General features: G+C 51.1%; 17 protein-coding genes. 7 read left to right on the top strand and 10 right to left on the bottom strand.

Annotated features, from left to right (window positions below; genetic code table 11):
• Positions 1 to 380: 380 nt before the first annotated feature.
• From tsaD to ACZYR9_RS26065, 7 genes are all read right to left on the bottom strand, one after another.
• Complete coding sequence (tsaD, locus tag ACZYR9_RS26095) at positions 381 to 1,442, bottom strand: tRNA (adenosine(37)-N6)-threonylcarbamoyltransferase complex transferase subunit TsaD (protein ID WP_488981310.1); 1,062 nt, start codon at positions 1,440 to 1,442, stop codon at positions 381 to 383.
• Positions 1,443 to 1,490: 48 nt separating this feature from the next.
• Positions 1,491 to 1,994, bottom strand: a complete 504-nt coding sequence (rimI, locus tag ACZYR9_RS26090) for a ribosomal protein S18-alanine N-acetyltransferase (RefSeq protein ID WP_488981309.1) — start codon at positions 1,992 to 1,994, stop codon at positions 1,491 to 1,493.
• A gap of 16 nt (positions 1,995 to 2,010) precedes the next feature.
• Positions 2,011 to 2,874 carry a tRNA (adenosine(37)-N6)-threonylcarbamoyltransferase complex dimerization subunit type 1 TsaB gene (gene tsaB, locus ACZYR9_RS26085; protein ID WP_488981308.1) on the bottom strand — a complete coding sequence of 288 codons (864 nt, stop codon included), beginning with the start codon at positions 2,872 to 2,874 and terminating at the stop codon, positions 2,011 to 2,013.
• On the bottom strand, positions 2,871 to 3,344 hold the full coding sequence (gene tsaE / locus ACZYR9_RS26080) for a tRNA (adenosine(37)-N6)-threonylcarbamoyltransferase complex ATPase subunit type 1 TsaE (protein WP_488981313.1): 474 nt from the start codon (positions 3,342 to 3,344) through the stop codon (positions 2,871 to 2,873). The genes tsaB and tsaE overlap by 4 nt, the downstream gene beginning before the upstream one ends.
• Before the next feature lie 22 nt (positions 3,345 to 3,366).
• Positions 3,367 to 4,404 carry a thiamine-phosphate kinase gene (thiL, locus tag ACZYR9_RS26075; RefSeq protein ID WP_488981307.1) on the bottom strand — a complete coding sequence of 346 codons (1,038 nt, stop codon included), beginning with the start codon at positions 4,402 to 4,404 and terminating at the stop codon, positions 3,367 to 3,369.
• A gap of 129 nt (positions 4,405 to 4,533) precedes the next feature.
• Positions 4,534 to 4,716: an H-type small acid-soluble spore protein gene (locus ACZYR9_RS26070; RefSeq protein ID WP_488981306.1), complete on the bottom strand. Its 183-nt coding sequence runs from the start codon at positions 4,714 to 4,716 to the stop codon at positions 4,534 to 4,536.
• A complete protein-coding gene (locus ACZYR9_RS26065) occupies positions 4,713 to 4,919 on the bottom strand; it encodes a hypothetical protein (RefSeq protein WP_488981305.1) in 207 nt (68 codons plus the stop codon). The genes ACZYR9_RS26070 and ACZYR9_RS26065 overlap by 4 nt, the downstream gene beginning before the upstream one ends.
• A 182-nt stretch (positions 4,920 to 5,101) precedes the next feature.
• Here ACZYR9_RS26065 and ku point away from each other — a divergent pair, with 182 nt between their 5' ends.
• Both ku and ACZYR9_RS26055 read left to right on the top strand, forming a co-directional pair.
• The gene (ku, locus tag ACZYR9_RS26060) at positions 5,102 to 5,971 is read left to right on the top strand and encodes a non-homologous end joining protein Ku (protein ID WP_488981304.1); all 870 of its coding nucleotides are present in this window, start codon (positions 5,102 to 5,104) and stop codon (positions 5,969 to 5,971) included.
• A 130-nt stretch (positions 5,972 to 6,101) separates the two neighbouring features.
• Positions 6,102 to 7,541, top strand: coding sequence for a hypothetical protein (locus ACZYR9_RS26055; RefSeq protein WP_488981303.1), 1,440 nt, complete (start codon positions 6,102 to 6,104; stop codon positions 7,539 to 7,541).
• A gap of 18 nt (positions 7,542 to 7,559) precedes the next feature.
• Here ACZYR9_RS26055 and ACZYR9_RS26050 read toward each other — a convergent pair whose 3' ends face one another.
• Complete coding sequence (locus ACZYR9_RS26050; RefSeq protein ID WP_488981312.1) at positions 7,560 to 8,510, bottom strand: ATP-dependent DNA ligase; 951 nt, start codon at positions 8,508 to 8,510, stop codon at positions 7,560 to 7,562.
• 99 nt (positions 8,511 to 8,609) lie between these two features.
• On the opposite strand from ACZYR9_RS26050, the gene ligD reads away from it, so the two are divergent.
• Entirely contained in the window at positions 8,610 to 9,518 is a 909-nt protein-coding gene (gene ligD / locus ACZYR9_RS26045; RefSeq protein ID WP_488981311.1) for a non-homologous end-joining DNA ligase, read from the top strand.
• Positions 9,519 to 9,541: 23 nt separating this feature from the next.
• Here ligD and cls read toward each other — a convergent pair whose 3' ends face one another.
• Positions 9,542 to 10,972 (bottom strand): cardiolipin synthase, encoded by a 1,431-nt coding sequence (gene cls, locus ACZYR9_RS26040; RefSeq protein WP_488981302.1) that lies wholly within the window; start codon positions 10,970 to 10,972, stop codon positions 9,542 to 9,544.
• A 180-nt stretch (positions 10,973 to 11,152) separates the two neighbouring features.
• On the opposite strand from cls, the gene ACZYR9_RS26035 reads away from it, so the two are divergent.
• From ACZYR9_RS26035 to ACZYR9_RS26025, 3 genes are all read left to right on the top strand, one after another.
• Positions 11,153 to 12,763: a spore germination protein gene (locus tag ACZYR9_RS26035; protein ID WP_488981301.1), complete on the top strand. Its 1,611-nt coding sequence runs from the start codon at positions 11,153 to 11,155 to the stop codon at positions 12,761 to 12,763.
• Positions 12,764 to 13,936, top strand: coding sequence for a Ger(x)C family spore germination protein (locus ACZYR9_RS26030; RefSeq protein WP_488981300.1), 1,173 nt, complete (start codon positions 12,764 to 12,766; stop codon positions 13,934 to 13,936). It abuts the gene before it with no gap.
• A 263-nt stretch (positions 13,937 to 14,199) separates the two neighbouring features.
• Entirely contained in the window at positions 14,200 to 15,615 is a 1,416-nt protein-coding gene (locus ACZYR9_RS26025) for a GerAB/ArcD/ProY family transporter (protein ID WP_488981299.1), read from the top strand.
• Positions 15,616 to 15,619: 4 nt separating this feature from the next.
• On the opposite strand, the gene ACZYR9_RS26020 is transcribed toward ACZYR9_RS26025, so the two are convergent.
• Positions 15,620 to 15,994: a hypothetical protein gene (locus ACZYR9_RS26020; RefSeq protein WP_488981298.1), complete on the bottom strand. Its 375-nt coding sequence runs from the start codon at positions 15,992 to 15,994 to the stop codon at positions 15,620 to 15,622.
• Between the two features lie 86 nt (positions 15,995 to 16,080).
• Here ACZYR9_RS26020 and ACZYR9_RS26015 point away from each other — a divergent pair, with 86 nt between their 5' ends.
• On the top strand, positions 16,081 to 17,067 hold the full coding sequence (locus ACZYR9_RS26015; protein ID WP_488981297.1) for a M23 family metallopeptidase: 987 nt from the start codon (positions 16,081 to 16,083) through the stop codon (positions 17,065 to 17,067).
• The last annotated feature ends 125 nt before the right edge of the window (positions 17,068 to 17,192 follow it).

Here is a 17,192-nt window from a genome sequence, read left to right as displayed (position 1 = left end):
TCGTCCTGAGCCAGGATCAAACTCTCCATTAAAGAAAAGCTGATATAGCTCAAAATTTAAAACTGGCGAGAATCATACGATTCTCTATTAAAACACTCACTCGTTGTTCAGTTTTCAAAGGGCAATTCATTCATTGTCACTTCCGATCAATCTTATCTGATCTTCGGAAGCAACTTTTATATAATATCACAATCACTTTTAAGATGCAAGCATTTTTTTCAACCTTCATTATGAAATTCAAGTTGAAGCTGTTTAAGAGGCCTGCCTTAAAAGCGACAAAAAGTAATATAACAAAAATAAAAGTAGAAAGCAACTATTTTATTCATTGAAATTTTTCCCATGGGGCAACTCTGATGCAAATTGCCCCATGACTACCCCGGCTAAACTGACCAGGCCTCTAGTTTTAGCTGCGGCTCAGCTTTCATATCAAGTGCCACAAACTGTCCACGGCGGTATTTCAGGAACGCGGCTGCACCGATCATCGCCGCATTGTCGGTGCACAGGCTAAGCGGCGGCGCAAGCAAAGGTATGCCATCCTGCCCGCAGCGCGCTTCGAGCGCAGTCCTCAGCCCTTTATTCGCTGCAACCCCGCCTGCGAGCAGCAGCTGCTTTGCACCGTACTCCTTCACGGCGCGAAGCGCCTTCTCCACCAGCACGTCAATGACCGACTCCTGGAACCCCCGGGCTACAGCCTCCGGTGCCAGAGGCTGGCCTTTCATATTGGCTTGGTTCAATACAGCCAATACGGCCGATTTTAACCCGCTGAAGCTAAAGTCGTAAGAATCCTGCTCAAGCCACGCGCGGGGGAGAACCACCGCTTCCTTCGCTTCGTGCGCAAGCCGGTCAATATGAGGACCGCCGGGATATGGCAGCTTAAGCGCCCGTCCGACTTTGTCATAGGCTTCGCCAACGGCATCATCCCTGGTTTGACCGATAATGCGGAAGCTCCCCTCGGATTCCACATACACCAACTCCGTGTGTCCTCCCGAAACCACGAGGGCCATAAACGGATATTCCAGCTTATGTACCAACTCGTTGGCATAAATATGGCCGGCAATGTGGTGTACGCCAATGAGAGGCAAATCAAGTGCGCAAGCGAACGCTTTTGCGGCCACCACACCAACCAGCAGCGACCCCACCAAGCCCGGACCTTGGGTAACCGCAACAGCCCCCAGCTGCTCCGGCTGTATCCCAGCCTGCGTCAACGCCTCTTCCAAAATCCAAGTGATCGATTCCACATGCTTTCGTGAAGCTACCTCAGGGACAACACCGCCGAATCTCTCATGAGTTTCCACCTGACTTGAAACTACATTGGAAAGAATCTCCCGCCCGTCCCGAATAACCGCTGCCGACGTTTCATCGCAGCTCGTCTCTATCGCGAGAATATAAACAGGTGCCGGACCGGCTTCAGTCCCTTGGGTTATCTTCTTGTCTTTATTCATATATTTTCAAACCTGCTTCCTGTCCTTTTTCGTGCAGAGGTTTTAGCCTTATTTGCGAATCCGGTTCGTTTTGGGAAGATCCGCCCACATAATGATGGCATCCTCTTTATTATCCGTATAATATCCCCGGCGAACACCTACGGAGCGGAATCCCTTTTTCTCGTACAACCGCTGGGCGATCTCGTTGGATGGGCGTACCTCCAGTGTCATCCGTACCGCGCCAAAAAAGCTGGCGGTGCGCTGCATTTCCGTCAGCAGGCGTTCTCCCAGCCTGCGTCCCCGGTATTTCTCCCGAATGGCAATATTGGTGACGTGCGCTTCCTCCATAATGAGCCACATTCCGCCGTACCCCGCAATCTCCCCGTTATGCTCGATGACGATATATCGGGCAAACTGATTGTTTGACAGCTCATTCTCAAAAGCCCCGGGAGTCCATGGCGTTGTAAACGACTCCCGCTCAATCTCACAAATGACAGAAATATCCTCCCGCCGCATCGCTCTGAATTGCACATCACTTTCAGGGATCGCTTCCGTTTCATGATTACGTTCCATAGCGGACAGTCCTCCTCTACGATCGTTGGGCGAGAAGCTTGGCTTCGGCCTCTGCCAGCTGCGTATAATTCGGAACCAACCCGTGAACATCCTCAGTCCCCCCCCGCTCCCATCGAATACGGCCGAGCTCTGCGACATGACGGGCTCTTACGCCGTGAACCACTTCTTCCACGCGTCCGGCATAGCGCGATGCAAACCCTCGAATCGCCTCCGAATGCTGCTCCAGCTCACCGGTGAATACGATCCGGTCCGGCTTGCGTTGGACGGCATGCGCGGCCAGCTCCTCCGTCCATGCGGCCATAAGCCGGATGCTATCGCGAACCGTACATGTCCAGCCGGCAGGTCCGGCCTCGTACAAAGCGGTAAATGCCTGACCCCTGCGCGCATCGATGAGAGGAATAAACCACACCGTTTCACCGGTTCTCCCCGTCTCTTTCAGAATGCGATCCATCGCGTCCAGCTCACCGTCATGGACCTCCAATGTTTCTTCGGCCATGCCAAACGATATTCCGGCCACAGACGCTTCCGCTCCTCCAAGCGCCATCGATTCCAAGGTGGATACTCCAAGCAGCGCCAGCTTATGCGTCCATGCGAACGTCTTCGCAACCGTCACTCCGATACGCACTCCCGTATAGGAGCCTGGCCCGACGCCTACAGCGAACCCGTCAAGCTCCACCGGCTTTATGCCCGCCTCCGTCATCAGACGCTGCATCAACGGAACCAGGTGCAGCGAGTGGTTTCTCTCCGCTTTGGACGTAATCTCTCCCAGCAGTCTGTCTCCGCGGGTGAGCGAAATCGTCAACGAAGCCGTCGATGAATCGACTGAAAGCATAAGCTTGCCATTGCAGCCGGTCTGATCCGTTCCCGTTCTAGTCATCATAAATATCCGTTCTCCTTCAGCTTCAGGCACCATTCTTCATAAGGTGCGCCATGGGGAATCAGCCGGAAGCGCCGGGCTTCCGCTCCGTCATGCTCGATCCGCAAGGCCAGTCGCTCAGGCGGCAGCAGGTCCTCGACGATGGACGCCCATTCAATCAATGTAACGCCCTGGCCGTAAAAATATTCGTCCAGTCCAAGCTCGTCCGCCTCTTCAGCAGTCAAGCGGTACACATCCATATGATAGAAAGGAAACCGTTCCCCTTCATATTCTTTAATAATGGTAAACGTAGGGCTGTTTACGATCTCCTTTACCCCAATTGCCTTGGCTACCGACTGGGAGAACGTGGTTTTACCGGTGCCCAATTCACCGTCAAGCGTCAGCACGGTCCCGGGAACAAACAACGAGGCCAAGCGTTCTGCCAGCAAAGACGTATCCCCTGTGCCGCGTGACATATATTCATATATGGGCATTGCTTTCATTCCTTTCGTCTTTTCAGCTGCCAAAATGATTGTATCCCCGTTTGCCGAGGGGCAGAACGCCGCCGCTGCTTTGCACCAGCCGAACACCTTCATGCTCCGCATTCACATATCCGATCAGATGAAGTGAAAGCCCCGCGGTCTTAAAAGCGATCTGCAGCTCCAGGGAATGCTCGGCAGGCACCGTCCCGATCAATTGATAATCTTCACCGCCGTAAAAAATGTAGTCCAACGGATCCTTGTTTACCCCCATGGCATATGCGAGCAGTTCCTCCGCCACAGGAATTCGATCCTCGATCAGATCGATACCGACCCCGGAAGCTTCAACAAGCTCCCAGGCTTCACTGGCCAGCCCATCGCTCACATCATTAAGCGCATGACAAACCCCCGATTCCCGGAGAAGCTCACCGGCCTGCACTTGCGGCTCGGGCCGGCAGTGCGCCTGCACCAGTTGAGGGTACATGGGGAATTCAGGGAAACTCTCCCATGCGTCGGACGGCTGCGCAAGCCCGAGCAAGTATTCCAAGCCTGCCGCAGAGCAGCCTAATTGTCCGGTGGCAAAAACAACATCTCCCGCCCGCGCGGCAGAGCGCAGCAGCGCTTTGTCCGCCTCGGTTTCACCGATAACCGTCACCGTCAAGGTGATGCCCCCGGCGCTTGAAGTGGTATCCCCGCCCACGATCGCAACGCCATGGCGGGAGGCACATTCATACAACCCCTCATACATCGCGGATACCCGCTCCACCGGCGTACCCTTCGGCAGACTGAGCGCGATCAGGGCAAACCGCGGCTTTCCGCCCATGGCAGCTATATCGCTTATAGACGATGCCATGGCCTTATATCCAATGTCCGTGTCCCGCATGGTTACACGCTTAAAATGGATTTCTTCCGTCATCGTATCGCAAGTCAGTATTAACCTGCTTCCATTGGAGATATGCACTACGGCCGCGTCGTCTCCGATTCCCGTATCCACACCGTTTGCCTTTTGAAAAGCAGCCGATTGCTTGCCTCCGGTCAGCAGCCGAATCAAGGCAAACTCCTCGATTGAGCTCAATGCGATCCGCCTCCGCTTATGTTTTGACCATTATTATAGCCCTACCGCCTTTTTGTAGCAACAAAAAAGCTTTCCCCCTTCGCCTTGTTGCCCGCGCAACGGCGGCATACGATGTGGGAAAGCTTAAGCTTACTTTACTTCCTCGAGCTCCTCAACCGGAACGATACGGGTATCGGCCGGCTGGTGCTCCGCGTGAACCTTGGCGGTTTTCTCCTCCGCATTGATGCTGTCGATCCATACGGATACTCCGTTTAACTCTACGTCAACTTTTTCTTCCGCACTTAAAATTTGCTGGGCACGATACAGATTCATTGTTCATCACCACCGTTAAGCACCGATTCCGGATGATCCATCGTATCGGTCGTGCTCTCCTCGATCAGTCCGTTCTGCAAGCTGACCGTTCCGCCTCCCAAGCCTTCGTTGATCATGCGGTCAATATCCATAAAGCTGGTGTCCCGCCCCTCATGCGACGGTTCCGCCGTGTTGTTCCCGCCTGACGTATTGGCTTCCGTCAATACTAATCCCTCCTTGATCTGTAGATAAGGCCCGACGCCTGGCTTTCCGGACGCCTCCTGTCTCCTATAGAATGTCCCAACCCGGCGGAACTCCATACAACCAGGATCTCGCTTCATGAATCCCGCTTCACATGCGCATACTAACAAAGAGAAGAGGGCTATATCATCAAGGAGGTACCGTCATGCATACCGTCTGGAAAGGCGCCATCAGCTTCGGCTTAGTCCACGTACCGGTCAAAATGTTCTCCGCCACCGAAGACAAGGATATCTCCATGCGAATGATTCATAAAGAATGCAGCACCCCGCTTAATTTCGTACGGAAATGCCAGCATTGCGACCGCGAGGTGGAGTGGGCGGAAATTATCAGAGGCTATGAATATGAGCCCGGCTCTTTCGTTCTTTTTGAGAAGGATGAGCTTGAAAATTTAACCGGCGAAGTAACAAAGGAAATCAAAATTCTCGATTTTGTCGACCTCTCCGATATCGATCCCATTTATTTTCAAAAGACGTATTTTCTTTCACCCAATGAAACCGGGGCAGGGGCCTACAATCTGCTGCTTGAAGCCATGAAGCAAACAGGCAAAATCGGCATCGCCAAAGTATCCATTCGTTCCAAGAGCAGTCTCGCCGCCATCCGCATCATCGACCGCTGTATTGCCATGGAGACGATCTTTTACCCTGATGAAATCCGCTCTGTCCAACAGGTGCCGGGACTACCGGAGCAGATCAGCGTGAACGAGAAGGAACTGGATATGGCCAAAATGCTGATTAACCAGCTGTCGACGGAATTCGAACCTGAAAAGTATACGGATGATTACCGTGCGGCTGTGCTGCAGGCGATAGAGCAAAAAGTTTCCGGCCAACAGATTCGCGTGGCACCGGAACAGCGCAAAACGAATGTGATTGACCTGATGGCGGCGCTTCAAGCCAGCTTGGAGGCAGTAAAGCCGGTTGCGACCGAGCCTACGCCTGCAGCCTCCGCCAACCCTAAAGCAGGAAGTAAAGGAAAAGCAAGGACCAAAGCAAAGGAAAAGGAAACGGTCGGCTCGTGATTTGGCATGCTTCCAATATCCCCAAGGTTACCTGTCGCAATCAAAGGCGGGAACCTTTTTTATTGTAGCCGCGGCGGCTGATTGATCAAGGCTCAAAACGTGTATTTAATGAGTAAAAAGGAGATCAGCCATGATGCCAACCGCCCTTGAGGACAAGCAGGTACACTCTGCGCATTTTCAGTTTGTGTTCCCTTTTTCGTTCAACAAAAACAGCCAAAACAAGCTGAAGCATCTGCTCAACCGAGACGGTTACGAATTTTTCCACTTGGAAAAGGAAGAGCTGGAGACGGCCTATTATGGCCCGAACTGTCAGGTGTCCCACCGTAATCTGGAGCGCTATTTTTTACCTTTTGCGAGCAGTATTCTTTTTCCCTGCGATCATAATGAATACGCGATTCAACGATATTCCAAGCGAATGGAGCTGGCCTGCAGGCTGGAAACCGGGAATATGTCCACGACGTTTCAAGTGCATTCCACAGATATTCTGCTGGCGCCGTTCGATCTCGGATTTCTTACGATACGTACTCAGCTTTCTTGTGAAAAGCTCGACTTTACACATGCGTTGGAATTCGCACGCCGGTTCAGAACCCTGCAGGAATGGAAACCCGGCGATGCCAAAACGCGGATGATGTGCGGCGGGCAAGAATTCACGGAAACAGAGCAGTTTATTTTTCATTCTCTGGTACCGGGAATGATGAAATTCATGGATGTAACGGATTTGGATGAGGCCTATTTTGAGAAGCTTCCGTTCTTTGAGGACGAACGCATGTATGTTCTGGCATTCATTGATTTTGAAGAGGAAGAAACGGAGATCTCCGTGGCGGATCAGTATCGCGCGGCCCGGCTGGACGGATTGGATTCCGATGGCAGACCCTATATCAGCTCGACTAACATCGAATACATTCAAAGGTTTTGCCGAATTCACGCTTATGACCGCTGGGAGCCTGACACGTATTACATGATCGACGATAGCTCCCTCGTCTGTTTGACGAGACAGCGGCCGACGGCAGCCGTCAAGCTGGCCAACCATATGTACGGCGAGTATTATTACGGGCTGGTGATTAATTTATTCCAAAAAATCGTGCTGTTACGGCTGTCCAAGCGTTATTCCCATGTGCAAATCGACCGGAATCCGAAGGAGATTGAGGATCTGATCCGTTCCATCACTACCTTTTCCGCCAAATATTACTTTCTGGAGATGATATCCCAGCCTCAAGGCAAAGAAATGTTCAACCTGCTGCGCGAGCAGCTGAATATTGACGCTTTATATAAAGACGTCAAGCACACCTTGGCTGCTTTGTTTGAATACCAAGGCAATTTTACCACCAAGCGCTCCACCTATTTATTGCAAATCCTTACGATTTATACCGTAATTAGCGGTATCTACGGGATGAATCAAGTCATCGAAGATTTTAAAGCACCGGTCGATTGGGAGAAGGTCCAAGACTACTCTGTCTTTGAATACATCGCTTTGGCCGTCGGAGTTACCGGCATCGCGATCTCGTGCGTTCTGGGTGTGATGGCGCTGATCCATTTGATCGGCGAACTGAAAAAGAAGACCCGGCCATGAACGGCCGTCCTTGCGCCCTCATAACGCTCCGTCAAACACGCATTCCTGAGGAGGCACGTCTATAAAGGCCTGAATGGAGGGCTGCCGCAGGGTACGTCCCTCCCGCCATCGCCATTCCGCAAACTGAAGCTTGACCACCAGCCTGGGCTCAACCCAATAGGCCCCTTTCATTTCCGGGTGCTCATTATCAAACGGCTTGTTTCGAATCGTCATAGGTTTAAGCTTTGCCGTCAAATCAGTCCATTCGGATTTTTTTAGTTTGCCGGTTCCGACATGACCGATGTACAGAAGTTTCCCTTTAGGGCTATACACTCCGGCAAGCACCGCATTTACGATACCTCCGTTTAACGTATAGCCTCCGATGACAGCCAACATATCCCCGTAGTTTTTGACTTTAACCCATCGCCTGTCTTTCCCGTTAATCCCGTACGTACTCTGCAGCTCCTTACTGATGATTCCCTCCATCCCTTGCTGACACATCAACTGAAAAAGAGCTTCACCGTCCGGATATGACGGAACAATCTGAACCATTGAGCTTGGAATAATCGTTTGGCTCAGCAGCTCCAACCGGGCACTGAGCGGCTTGTCCACCACCCATTGGCCGTTATAATACAACAGGTCGAAGATCATGTAAGCAGCGGGCACCTGTTTCATCGCCTGCGGAACCCGGTCCGGCCTGCGGATCCCGTCCCTCTTCATGATCTCATGAAACGAAGGCTTTCCATCCTGGCCCAGCGCTATCATTTCACCGTCAAGAATAACGGATTCGGCCCGACAGTACTCCCACACCCCGGTAAACTCAGGGTACTGTAATGTTCTTTCATTTAATCCGCGATTAAATAAACGGCACTCCCTGCCGTCGTAATACGTTAACATTCGGACGCCATCCCATTTCACCTGGTGGATCCAGCGGTCCTCCATGGGCACTTGGCTTCCGGATACCGGTTCAAAGGGAATGACGGGCTTCATCGGACACATTCCGGTCATCGCCTGCCTTTCTTTAAGGGATACGATTCCCCATTCCGCGAAAAGCTATGAACAATCCCAGAGAAGGAAGTGAAGCTGCGAATGCCCGTGACCGCCAAATATAAGAGAACAAAGGGCACTGTAATGGTTGAGGGTCATGAACTGACGATCACCAATCCGGACAAGCCGTTGTGGCCTGAGAAGGGGATCACGAAAGCGATGTATTTGGAGAAGCTCGTCCAGCTCGCTCCCTACTTGCTGACTTATTGCAGAAGCCGTTATTTGACGACAATCCGGTTTCCCCATGGCTGGAACGATAAATCGTTTTATCAGAAAAATGCACCGGAGCCTACACCGGATTACGTGAAAACGGCCGTACTTGATTCGATTCATTATGTTCATCTCGACTCTTTGCCGACACTGCTGTGGCTGGGGAATTTGGCCTGTCTGGAGTTCCATCCTTCCTTCCACCGGATTGGGGAGACGCTTCCGGCGGAGTGGCTGATCGATATCGACCCGAGTGTAGACCCGGAGCCGCGCATCATGGAGGCTGCGGAAATCATCGGAGAAATCCTTGAGGGCATGAACATCAAGTCCGTCCCCAAAACATCCGGAGCAACCGGAGTGCAAATTTACATTCCGATCCCTGAAGAACGCGGATATACCTTTGAGGAGCTGCGCAGCATCGGACAATTTGTCGCCTCCTATGCGGTACAGAAGCATCCCAAGCTATTTACAGTGGAGCGGCTGAAGAAGGACCGCGGCACTTTAATTTATATTGACTATCTTCAGCATTGGTACGGCAAGACGCTCTCCGCTCCCTACACGCCCCGTGCCCGCAAGGATGCCACGGTTTCGACGCCGCTTTCCTGGGACGAGGTGTCTTTGCGCTGCGATCCGCGTGACTTCCACCTGCTGAACATCATCGAGCGCCTGCAGCAAAAAGGGGACCTGATCGCTCAGCTCCCCCCGCAAAATCTTGATCAAGTTCTCTCGTTCATAAAAAAATGAACATTTCAGGAGGCAAAAGCCTTTTAATAAAGCGGAGACAAGATACGTCCCATAACCTCCTTGATTTTCTGCCAGCGGGATCTTTTTTCGAACTCATTCAGCTTGATCTCGCGGCTGTCCTTCAAATCATGCAAAAAATCACTTTCCAAACGCTGCAGCGTTTCCTTATCGTACACTACGGCGTTAAGCTCAAAGTTACTGTAAAAGCTGCGCATATCCATATTTGCCGTTCCTACGGTACCCAGCAAATCGTCCATCAGCATCACCTTGGCGTGAACAAACCCTTTCTGGTAGGCGTAAAACCGGACTCCGGCCTGCAGCAGCTCCTCAAAGTACGACATGGATGCGTAATTGACAATGCTCGAATCCGACTTCTCCGGGAAAATAATCCGCACATCGACTCCGCTGATCGCCGCCGTCTTGAGTCCCATACAAATGCTCGCGTCCGGGATAAAATAAGGCGTTGTAATATAAAGCCGCTTCTTCGCCGCGGTAATGGCTCCGAAATACATCTCCAAAATCGCATCCCAATGCGCATCAGGTCCGCTATCTATAATCTGCGCCGGCTTCCGGCCGCAGCACTCATGCTCAGGAAACAGGCTTGTATCCGTAAGTCGGTCACCGCTTACAAACATCCAATCGACCAAGAATGTATGCTGCAGGGCATATACTGCATCGCCCTCAAGCTTCAAATGCGTATCCCGCCAAAATCCGAGCTTCGGGTTCCCGCCCAAATATTCATCTCCAATGTTAATGCCGCCGAGAAACCCTTTAAGTCCGTCCACCACAATGATTTTACGGTGATTCCGGTAATTGATCCGCTGATTGAAAAACGCGATCATGGCCGGCAGAAAAAAATAGACTTCACAGCCTGCCTGCTTCAGCTCTTCTACAAATTTGCCGCTCAATTGGTAGCTGCCGATCCCGTCAAAAATACAACGAACCTTCAACCCCTCCCGCGCCTTTCGCATCAACACCTCTTGAAACTGTTTACTCACTTCGTCGTCACGAATGGTATAAAACTCAAAGTGGATATGATCCTTTGCCTGCTCCATCGTCTCGAGCATGACCGGATAGGCCTCGCTTGCGTTTGTGAGCACTTCAATCTCATTGCGGTAGGTCACCTGTGAACCGGGAATATTATTAAGCAAGGCGAATAACCTCGGTTCGTGACGCCAATTCTTGAATTGATTCTCGTCCCATTCCGGATCCGCTGCCTTCATTTTTTTCCCGACAAAACGAATATCGCTTCTCGGAGACTGTCCCTTGCGCCGTACCTTTCTTCTTCTGGTATATTCTTTGGCCAGAAAATAGTACATGACACAACCGATGACTGGAATAACAAACAAAATAAAGAGCCAGGCCATGGCTTTGGGCGGATGCCGGAACTCTCCGATGAGAATGGTTAAAATCTGCAGAATAAATAACAGCAATGCAATGACGAGCCACAGCACCAAAGCCTTCCCCCTTTAAACTCATGTCTATCTTTTACCAGTATATAAGGACATATTCCACTTGATTGTAACAAGATGAATCAAGATTGTCATAATTTTTCGCATTTGGAGAAAAATATACCGGACACGCTCCGGCAAAGCTTGGATGTGACCTATTGAACGAAGGAGGTCGTTAAGGTCATGAAGAGAATCAACCGCAAGCAACACCAGGAAGAAGAAGCCCGGCTGCAAAAACTGGACTACCGCTTTATCGACGAGCTCCGTTCGGTACCTGTTTTCCTCAACCTTGAGGAGAACAAAGATTATTTAGAGGAGCTGTTCAAGGACAGCTCCGATTTTGTCATTCGCGAATTCAAGCTGGAGAATAGCTTGAAAGCGATCCTGTTCTTTATCGATGGGATGCCTAACACAGAGCTCGTCCATGAAGCCATGAAGGCACTCATGATTTTGGAGGGCGGAGAACAGCTGATTGATCACATAACGGAATCGGTGCTGCCGGTTTCACAAATCCAGAAAGCGGACAACTATGCGGATCTGCTGCTCTCGGTGCTCAGCGGGGACACGGGGCTGATCGTCGACAAAAACAATCAGGCTTTAATGCTTGGCATTCGGGGCATGGAAAAGCGTTCGATCAATGAGCCGGATACGGAAACCGTCGTCCGCGGACCAAGAGAAGGCTTCGTGGAAAATTTACGGACCAACACCTCCATGATTCGCCGCAAATTGAAAACGCCGCATCTGAAAATGAAGCCGATGGTCATCGGCCGCGAAAGCAACACCAGTGTAGTCGTGACTTACTTGGAGGATCTTGCCGACCCCAAAGTGGTAACTGAGGTGATCGGACGGCTGGAGAAAATCAATATAGACGCCATCCTGGAGTCGGGTTATATCGAAGAGCTGATTCAAGACTCGGCCTATTCTCCGTTTCCGCAGGTACAATACACGGAACGGCCGGATATGGTAGCGGCGGCTCTGCTCCAGGGCCGGGTAGGTATAATGGTGGACGGTACCCCTTTTGTTCTCATCGTTCCTTTCGTGTTCACGGAAATCATGCAGGCCAGCGAGGACTACTACGAGCGCTTTCAAATCGCCACTCTGGTCAGGTGGCTGCGCTATAGCTTCATGACGCTCTCGCTGCTGACACCAGGCTTGTATGTAGCCATAACAACCTTTCATCAGGACTTGCTGCCCACGACGCTGCTGCTCTCGGTTGCCACCGCCCGTGAAGCGATACCGTTTCCTGCTGTAGTAGAAGCCTTCATCATGGAGGTCACCTTCGAGGCCCTGCGGGAAGCGGGCATCCGTCTGCCAAAGGCGGTTGGCTCGGCCGTCAGTATTTTGGGAGCGTTAGTCGTCGGTCAAGCCGCCGTACAAGCGGGGATCGTTTCGGCTCCTATGGTTATCGTCGTTTCGATTACAGGGATCGCTTCATTTACCATCCCCAGGTTTAACGGAGCCATCGCCATCCGGATGCTGCGGTTTCCGATCATTATTGCCGCCGCGCTGTTCGGCATGTACGGCATCATGATTTCGGTGCTGCTCATTATCGGCCACATGGCTAATTTACGATCCTTCGGGGTTCCCTATTTGTCGCCCGTCGGCCCGCTGTCAGCCGCCGATTTGAAGGATGTGGTCATCCGCTCGCCTTGGTGGCTTATGAAGACACGGCCGGCTTATATGCCCCTGCAGGATGAAAAAAGAATGGGAGACTCTCTCCCTCAAGAAATTATGGAACAATCCGGTCAGAAAGGAAAAGATGTTGATCACGAATCTCCAGAGGTGAAACCTTAAATGAGCAAAGCGCTAGCACGTCTGCCTCTCCTTCTGCTCGTCCCGCTTTTACTTTCGGGCTGCTGGGACCGGACGGAAATCAACGATCTGGCTTTTATTCTCACCACGGCCGTCGATCTGGAAGAAGACGGCTCCATCCGCTACAGCGCGCTCCTTCCGCTTCCCGGGTCTATGGGCGGGCCTTCCGGAGGCGGCGGCGGCACAGCCGGCAATAAAACGTATTACATCGATTCAGAGGTAGGAGATACGGTCAGGAGCGCACAAGCGAAGCTGCAAAAGAGGATGTCCAGACGAATGTTCCTCGCCCACCGCAGAACGCTGGTGATCGGAGAAGAATACGCCAAGAAGGGGATCAGGGAAGTTTTTGACGCTACGGCTCGTACGCCGGAAAGCCGAATGTCCACTTATTTGGTCGTTTCCAAAGGAAAGGCGTATGACCTTTTACAAGCAAACCCGCAGTTTGAAAGATTTCCCTCCGAAGCTTTACGGGAGCTTGTAAAAACAAGAACGGTGATGAATTTGAACCTCAAGGATACGGCCGTATCGCTTAGTACCATCGGCAGCGACCCGGTGGTCGCCTATGTCGGAGTAAAGGAATCCGAAAAGAGCGTAAAGCCGTCGAAGGAGCTTGAATTTATCGGCTATTCCCAATTTCGGGATGATAAAATGGTCGGCAGCTTCGAAGGGCGTACCGATCTTGGCCTGACGCTTCTGAAGGACGAATCCGTCACTTCGAATATCACGGTTCCTGTAGAAGATAAAAAGCTCATTACCGCCAACATCTATGAGACCCGCGGCAAAATTCAACCGAAACTTGCAGACGGCAGACTCACTTATGATATAAACATTACCTCCAAATCGAAGGTTGTTGAAAGCACCGGCTACTTCGATTTTAGCCAAGTGAAAAAAATCAAGCAGGTGGAGCAAAGGATTGAAGCCTATATCAAAAGCTCCATTGAAGAGACATTGAAAAAAATGGTAGACAAAAAAACAGATTCCGCCAATTTAGGAACACGCCTGTGGAAAACCTATCCCCGGCTGTGGAAGACGACCTATGAGAAAACCTGGCCGCAACCGCTGGAAGAAGCGGGATTCAACATTCACGTAGATAACACGCTTTCAGAAACCGGTTTGATTTATGAAAATGTGACGAAGGTAGGGAACGGAAAATAAATACGCAATTTTTAGTTTGGTTTGCGCTGCTGCTGCTGCTTCATGCTTTTCTTGATATCAAGAAGTGGACACAGCAGACCAGAGATGTGAAACGGCTATATGTTTTTCTTTACGCTGTTGCGTTAGGTCTCTTTCTCTGCGTAATGCTTGGTTACAAACCGCCGATGCCGACGCAATTTGCCGTCGAAAATATATCTCCTTGGGTCTTCTCCATCATCCACCCGCAGCGTTGAACCGCGGAAAGGAAAGCGAGCGAACAGATAATGAAATCTATTCAAGTTATTCATGGGCGTCAGTTGGCCTGGTTAATCGGATCATTAATCACCGGAGGAGGTCTGCTAAGCCTTCAGCACGAGCTGACTCGGACCTCTCAAACGGACGCCTGGCTTACTTATTTGCTTCCTGCAATGTATGTTCTGGTATTCGGATACGTATTGGTGCAGCTTAGCTTGAGGTTTCCCCGTATGAATATGTTCGAGATGATTTCCTTGCTTTTCGGCAGGATCGTCGGTACTCTGATCAACCTGCTGCTGGTACTGCACCTTTGGATCATCCTTATGAGGGATTTGAGGGTATTCAGCAAATTTATCGGCACCATATTGCTTCCCCATACCCCGGATGAAATCATTGTCCTGCTGTTTATGCTTCTGCTGATGTTTTACGGACGGACGAGCGTGGAAGTGATTGCCAGGGTGAACGATTTGTTTTTCCCTATTTTTTTCCTGATTGTGCTCCTGCTGCCGTTCATGCTTTCCAACGAGATGGATCCCCAATTGATTCAGCCTATATTAACGGTTCCGGCGATCCGTTATTGGTATTCCGGCATTCTCGGCATCGGCTGGTTCGGCGATATCTTTGTCATCGGCGCTTTTATGCATACGATATGGAGTGCCAAACAAGTCCGTGCCAGTATTCGGCATGGCACCCTGATGGGCATCCTGCTGCTGACCATTTTTCAATTCATGCAGGTGATCGTCCTTGGACCCAACATTCCCGGCAATATGATCTATCCGAGCTACACCTTAGTTCAGCAGATTCATATTACAGACTTTCTTGATCGGGTCGACTTGTTTATTTTAAGCATCTGGTTTCCGATAACGGCATGCAAGGTGATTTTAATTTACCTGGCCTTCCTGACCGGGGCGGCCAGCCTGCTGAAGAAAAGAGATTATACGATTTTGAATTCGCCGCTTAGTCTCGTTCTGCTCATGACGACAATGCTCGCCTTCAAGAGCACGACCGAGGTGTTCAGCTTCGGAAATTACAGCTCGCCCGTTATCGTGTTGTCCTATCAACCCGTACTGTTGATCGCCCTCTGGCTAAGGATGAGACGCTTCCCCATTCGCGGCTGGGAAGATAACCGGAATGACTCAAATAAAGACATGGAACGTCAAAAACCCGGCCCCCCTCAGGAGAGACAGGCAAGAACCGCCGGTAAGCATAACATGAGCCGGATGACGAAGATTCCCCTTTCTTCATGGGTACGAATTGGAAATCTGTTGATTTTCCTTTGCTTCGTCTTCGTCATCCTGGGACTTGCCTTCAGCCGGGATTACGCATTTGTAGGCATGATCTGTGCGTATGGTTATTGGAGCTGTTTAATCGGAGTCGTCCTGACCTCGCACATGGAGATCAACCAATCCTTCAAATACATGGTGAAGGAGCCTTCCGGCTCCTAGCTTACTATAAGACCTCAATAGCGGTGACCTTGTTCAGAGGAATGAGCATGCAGAGCTCTTCTTCCTCTTCCGCCCGGTTGACGGCCACCTCGATAAAATCCAGTCCGGTGCGGATTAACGCGGCTTCAAATACGTTAGTGTACAAGGTACGCACGTTCACTCTGGATCCGGTTCCTTTACGGGAGATACCGAGCAGCACAATTTCCTGCATGGCGGAAGGCACATAATAATGCTCGTCTACCTTTATGAACCGTTTACCGACTTTATGCAGTACGCCTGGCTCTCCCTCAAAGCCTGAAGCTTGAAGCGAGATCTCTTTCTTTAGATGTAAAGCCAACCGGTCCATTACATTCATCCGGACGGTGTTTAACAATGACAAGTTCATCCCTCCATCTTTAAACCAGCTTCAATCCTATCTAATGTGTATGAAGCTGAAGGTCAAGAACAGAACTGAAAGGAGCCGTCATGAATTTCAAGTGGTTTCAAAGCAAGCTGACATTCGTGATCATTCCCGAAGCGAATGAAAGCGTAGTTCGAGTCAAGCTGTCCCGCAGTACTTTGTGGGCGGCTGCTGCTGCCGTAATGCTGCTGGTAGGCACAGCCTGCTGGATCGATCTGCATCATTTGCATACCGCAGCTTCCGCGTATTTGCAAAAGTCTGCGCTGCACGGCAAAACAGTGAAGCTCGAGCAAGAATTGCTAAGCAAAAACGCAGCCATCGAGCAGCTGCAAAATGAACTTATTGCTCTCTCCAAACAGGCCGCGGAAATACAACACAAAATGGAAGAAATGAAGCGCTTTGAGCAGGATCTGCAGCGGCTCGCGTTCGGCGCCGACGGAGCATCCGTCACATCGGCGAAGCCGGAAGCCGGTTCCGTTGCCGTCTACCATGGCCTGGGGGGGGCCGAGCTTCCTGTAACTACTGATGAAATCACGCGCCTTGCAAGTGCCACTAGAGCTAACTACTCTTCGCTGCAAACGGAAATGAATGAGCTGCAAACCCGTTTCTCCCGCTCCAAGCGGCTGCTGCAAAATAAGCTGGAGCTGCAGCGGCACACACCGGACATATGGCCAACGCTTTCACGAGTTGTGACCTCTCCTTACGGGTACAGGAAGGACCCGTTCACCAAGAGGCTCAGCTTTCACCGCGGCATCGATATTGCAGGCAAGGTGGACGATCCCGTATATGCCGCAGCAGGAGGGATTGTGGATTCGGTAGGATATGACAAGCTGCACGGCCACAATATTATTGTCGAGCATACTCAAGGGCTGCGAACCTGGTATATGCATTTAAACAGCGCCGATGTGCGCAAAGGCGAAGCCGTCGATAAAGGCCAACCCATCGGCAAGCTGGGGACGACCGGGCGCAGTACCGGTCCCCATCTGCACTATGAGGTGCTGACGGGAGATACAAGCGCCGATCCGTCGCCTTATCTCCCCCCATTTTCATAAAAAGTCCAGCGGTAAGATGTCAAGTCCCTGATTCGCGGTAATTGGAAATTCTTTTGATGGAAAATCGCTTTGAGTCAGGAAAAATGGCATCACGAAATAAACCCTGAGTAAAATCGAGCGATTTT

Source organism: Paenibacillus sp. F024 (assembly GCF_057814255.1).
Note: the sequence above shows the minus strand (reverse complement) of the source record. Positions and strands in the feature narration are given on the sequence as shown.

Coding starts and splice junctions, on each gene's coding strand:
- tsaD (WP_488981310.1), bottom strand. CDS start 1,442: ATGAATAAAGACAAGAAGATAACCCAAGGGACTGAAGCCGGTCCGGCA.
- rimI (WP_488981309.1), bottom strand. CDS start 1,994: ATGGAACGTAATCATGAAACGGAAGCGATCCCTGAAAGTGATGTGCAA.
- tsaB (WP_488981308.1), bottom strand. CDS start 2,874: ATGATGACTAGAACGGGAACGGATCAGACCGGCTGCAATGGCAAGCTT.
- tsaE (WP_488981313.1), bottom strand. CDS start 3,344: ATGCCCATATATGAATATATGTCACGCGGCACAGGGGATACGTCTTTG.
- ACZYR9_RS26070 (WP_488981306.1), bottom strand. CDS start 4,716: ATGAATCTGTATCGTGCCCAGCAAATTTTAAGTGCGGAAGAAAAAGTT.
- ku (WP_488981304.1), top strand. CDS start 5,102: ATGCATACCGTCTGGAAAGGCGCCATCAGCTTCGGCTTAGTCCACGTA.
- ACZYR9_RS26055 (WP_488981303.1), top strand. CDS start 6,102: ATGATGCCAACCGCCCTTGAGGACAAGCAGGTACACTCTGCGCATTTT.
- ACZYR9_RS26050 (WP_488981312.1), bottom strand. CDS start 8,510: ATGAAGCCCGTCATTCCCTTTGAACCGGTATCCGGAAGCCAAGTGCCC.
- ligD (WP_488981311.1), top strand. CDS start 8,610: ATGCCCGTGACCGCCAAATATAAGAGAACAAAGGGCACTGTAATGGTT.
- ACZYR9_RS26035 (WP_488981301.1), top strand. CDS start 11,153: ATGAAGAGAATCAACCGCAAGCAACACCAGGAAGAAGAAGCCCGGCTG.
- ACZYR9_RS26030 (WP_488981300.1), top strand. CDS start 12,764: ATGAGCAAAGCGCTAGCACGTCTGCCTCTCCTTCTGCTCGTCCCGCTT.
- ACZYR9_RS26025 (WP_488981299.1), top strand. CDS start 14,200: ATGAAATCTATTCAAGTTATTCATGGGCGTCAGTTGGCCTGGTTAATC.
- ACZYR9_RS26015 (WP_488981297.1), top strand. CDS start 16,081: ATGAATTTCAAGTGGTTTCAAAGCAAGCTGACATTCGTGATCATTCCC.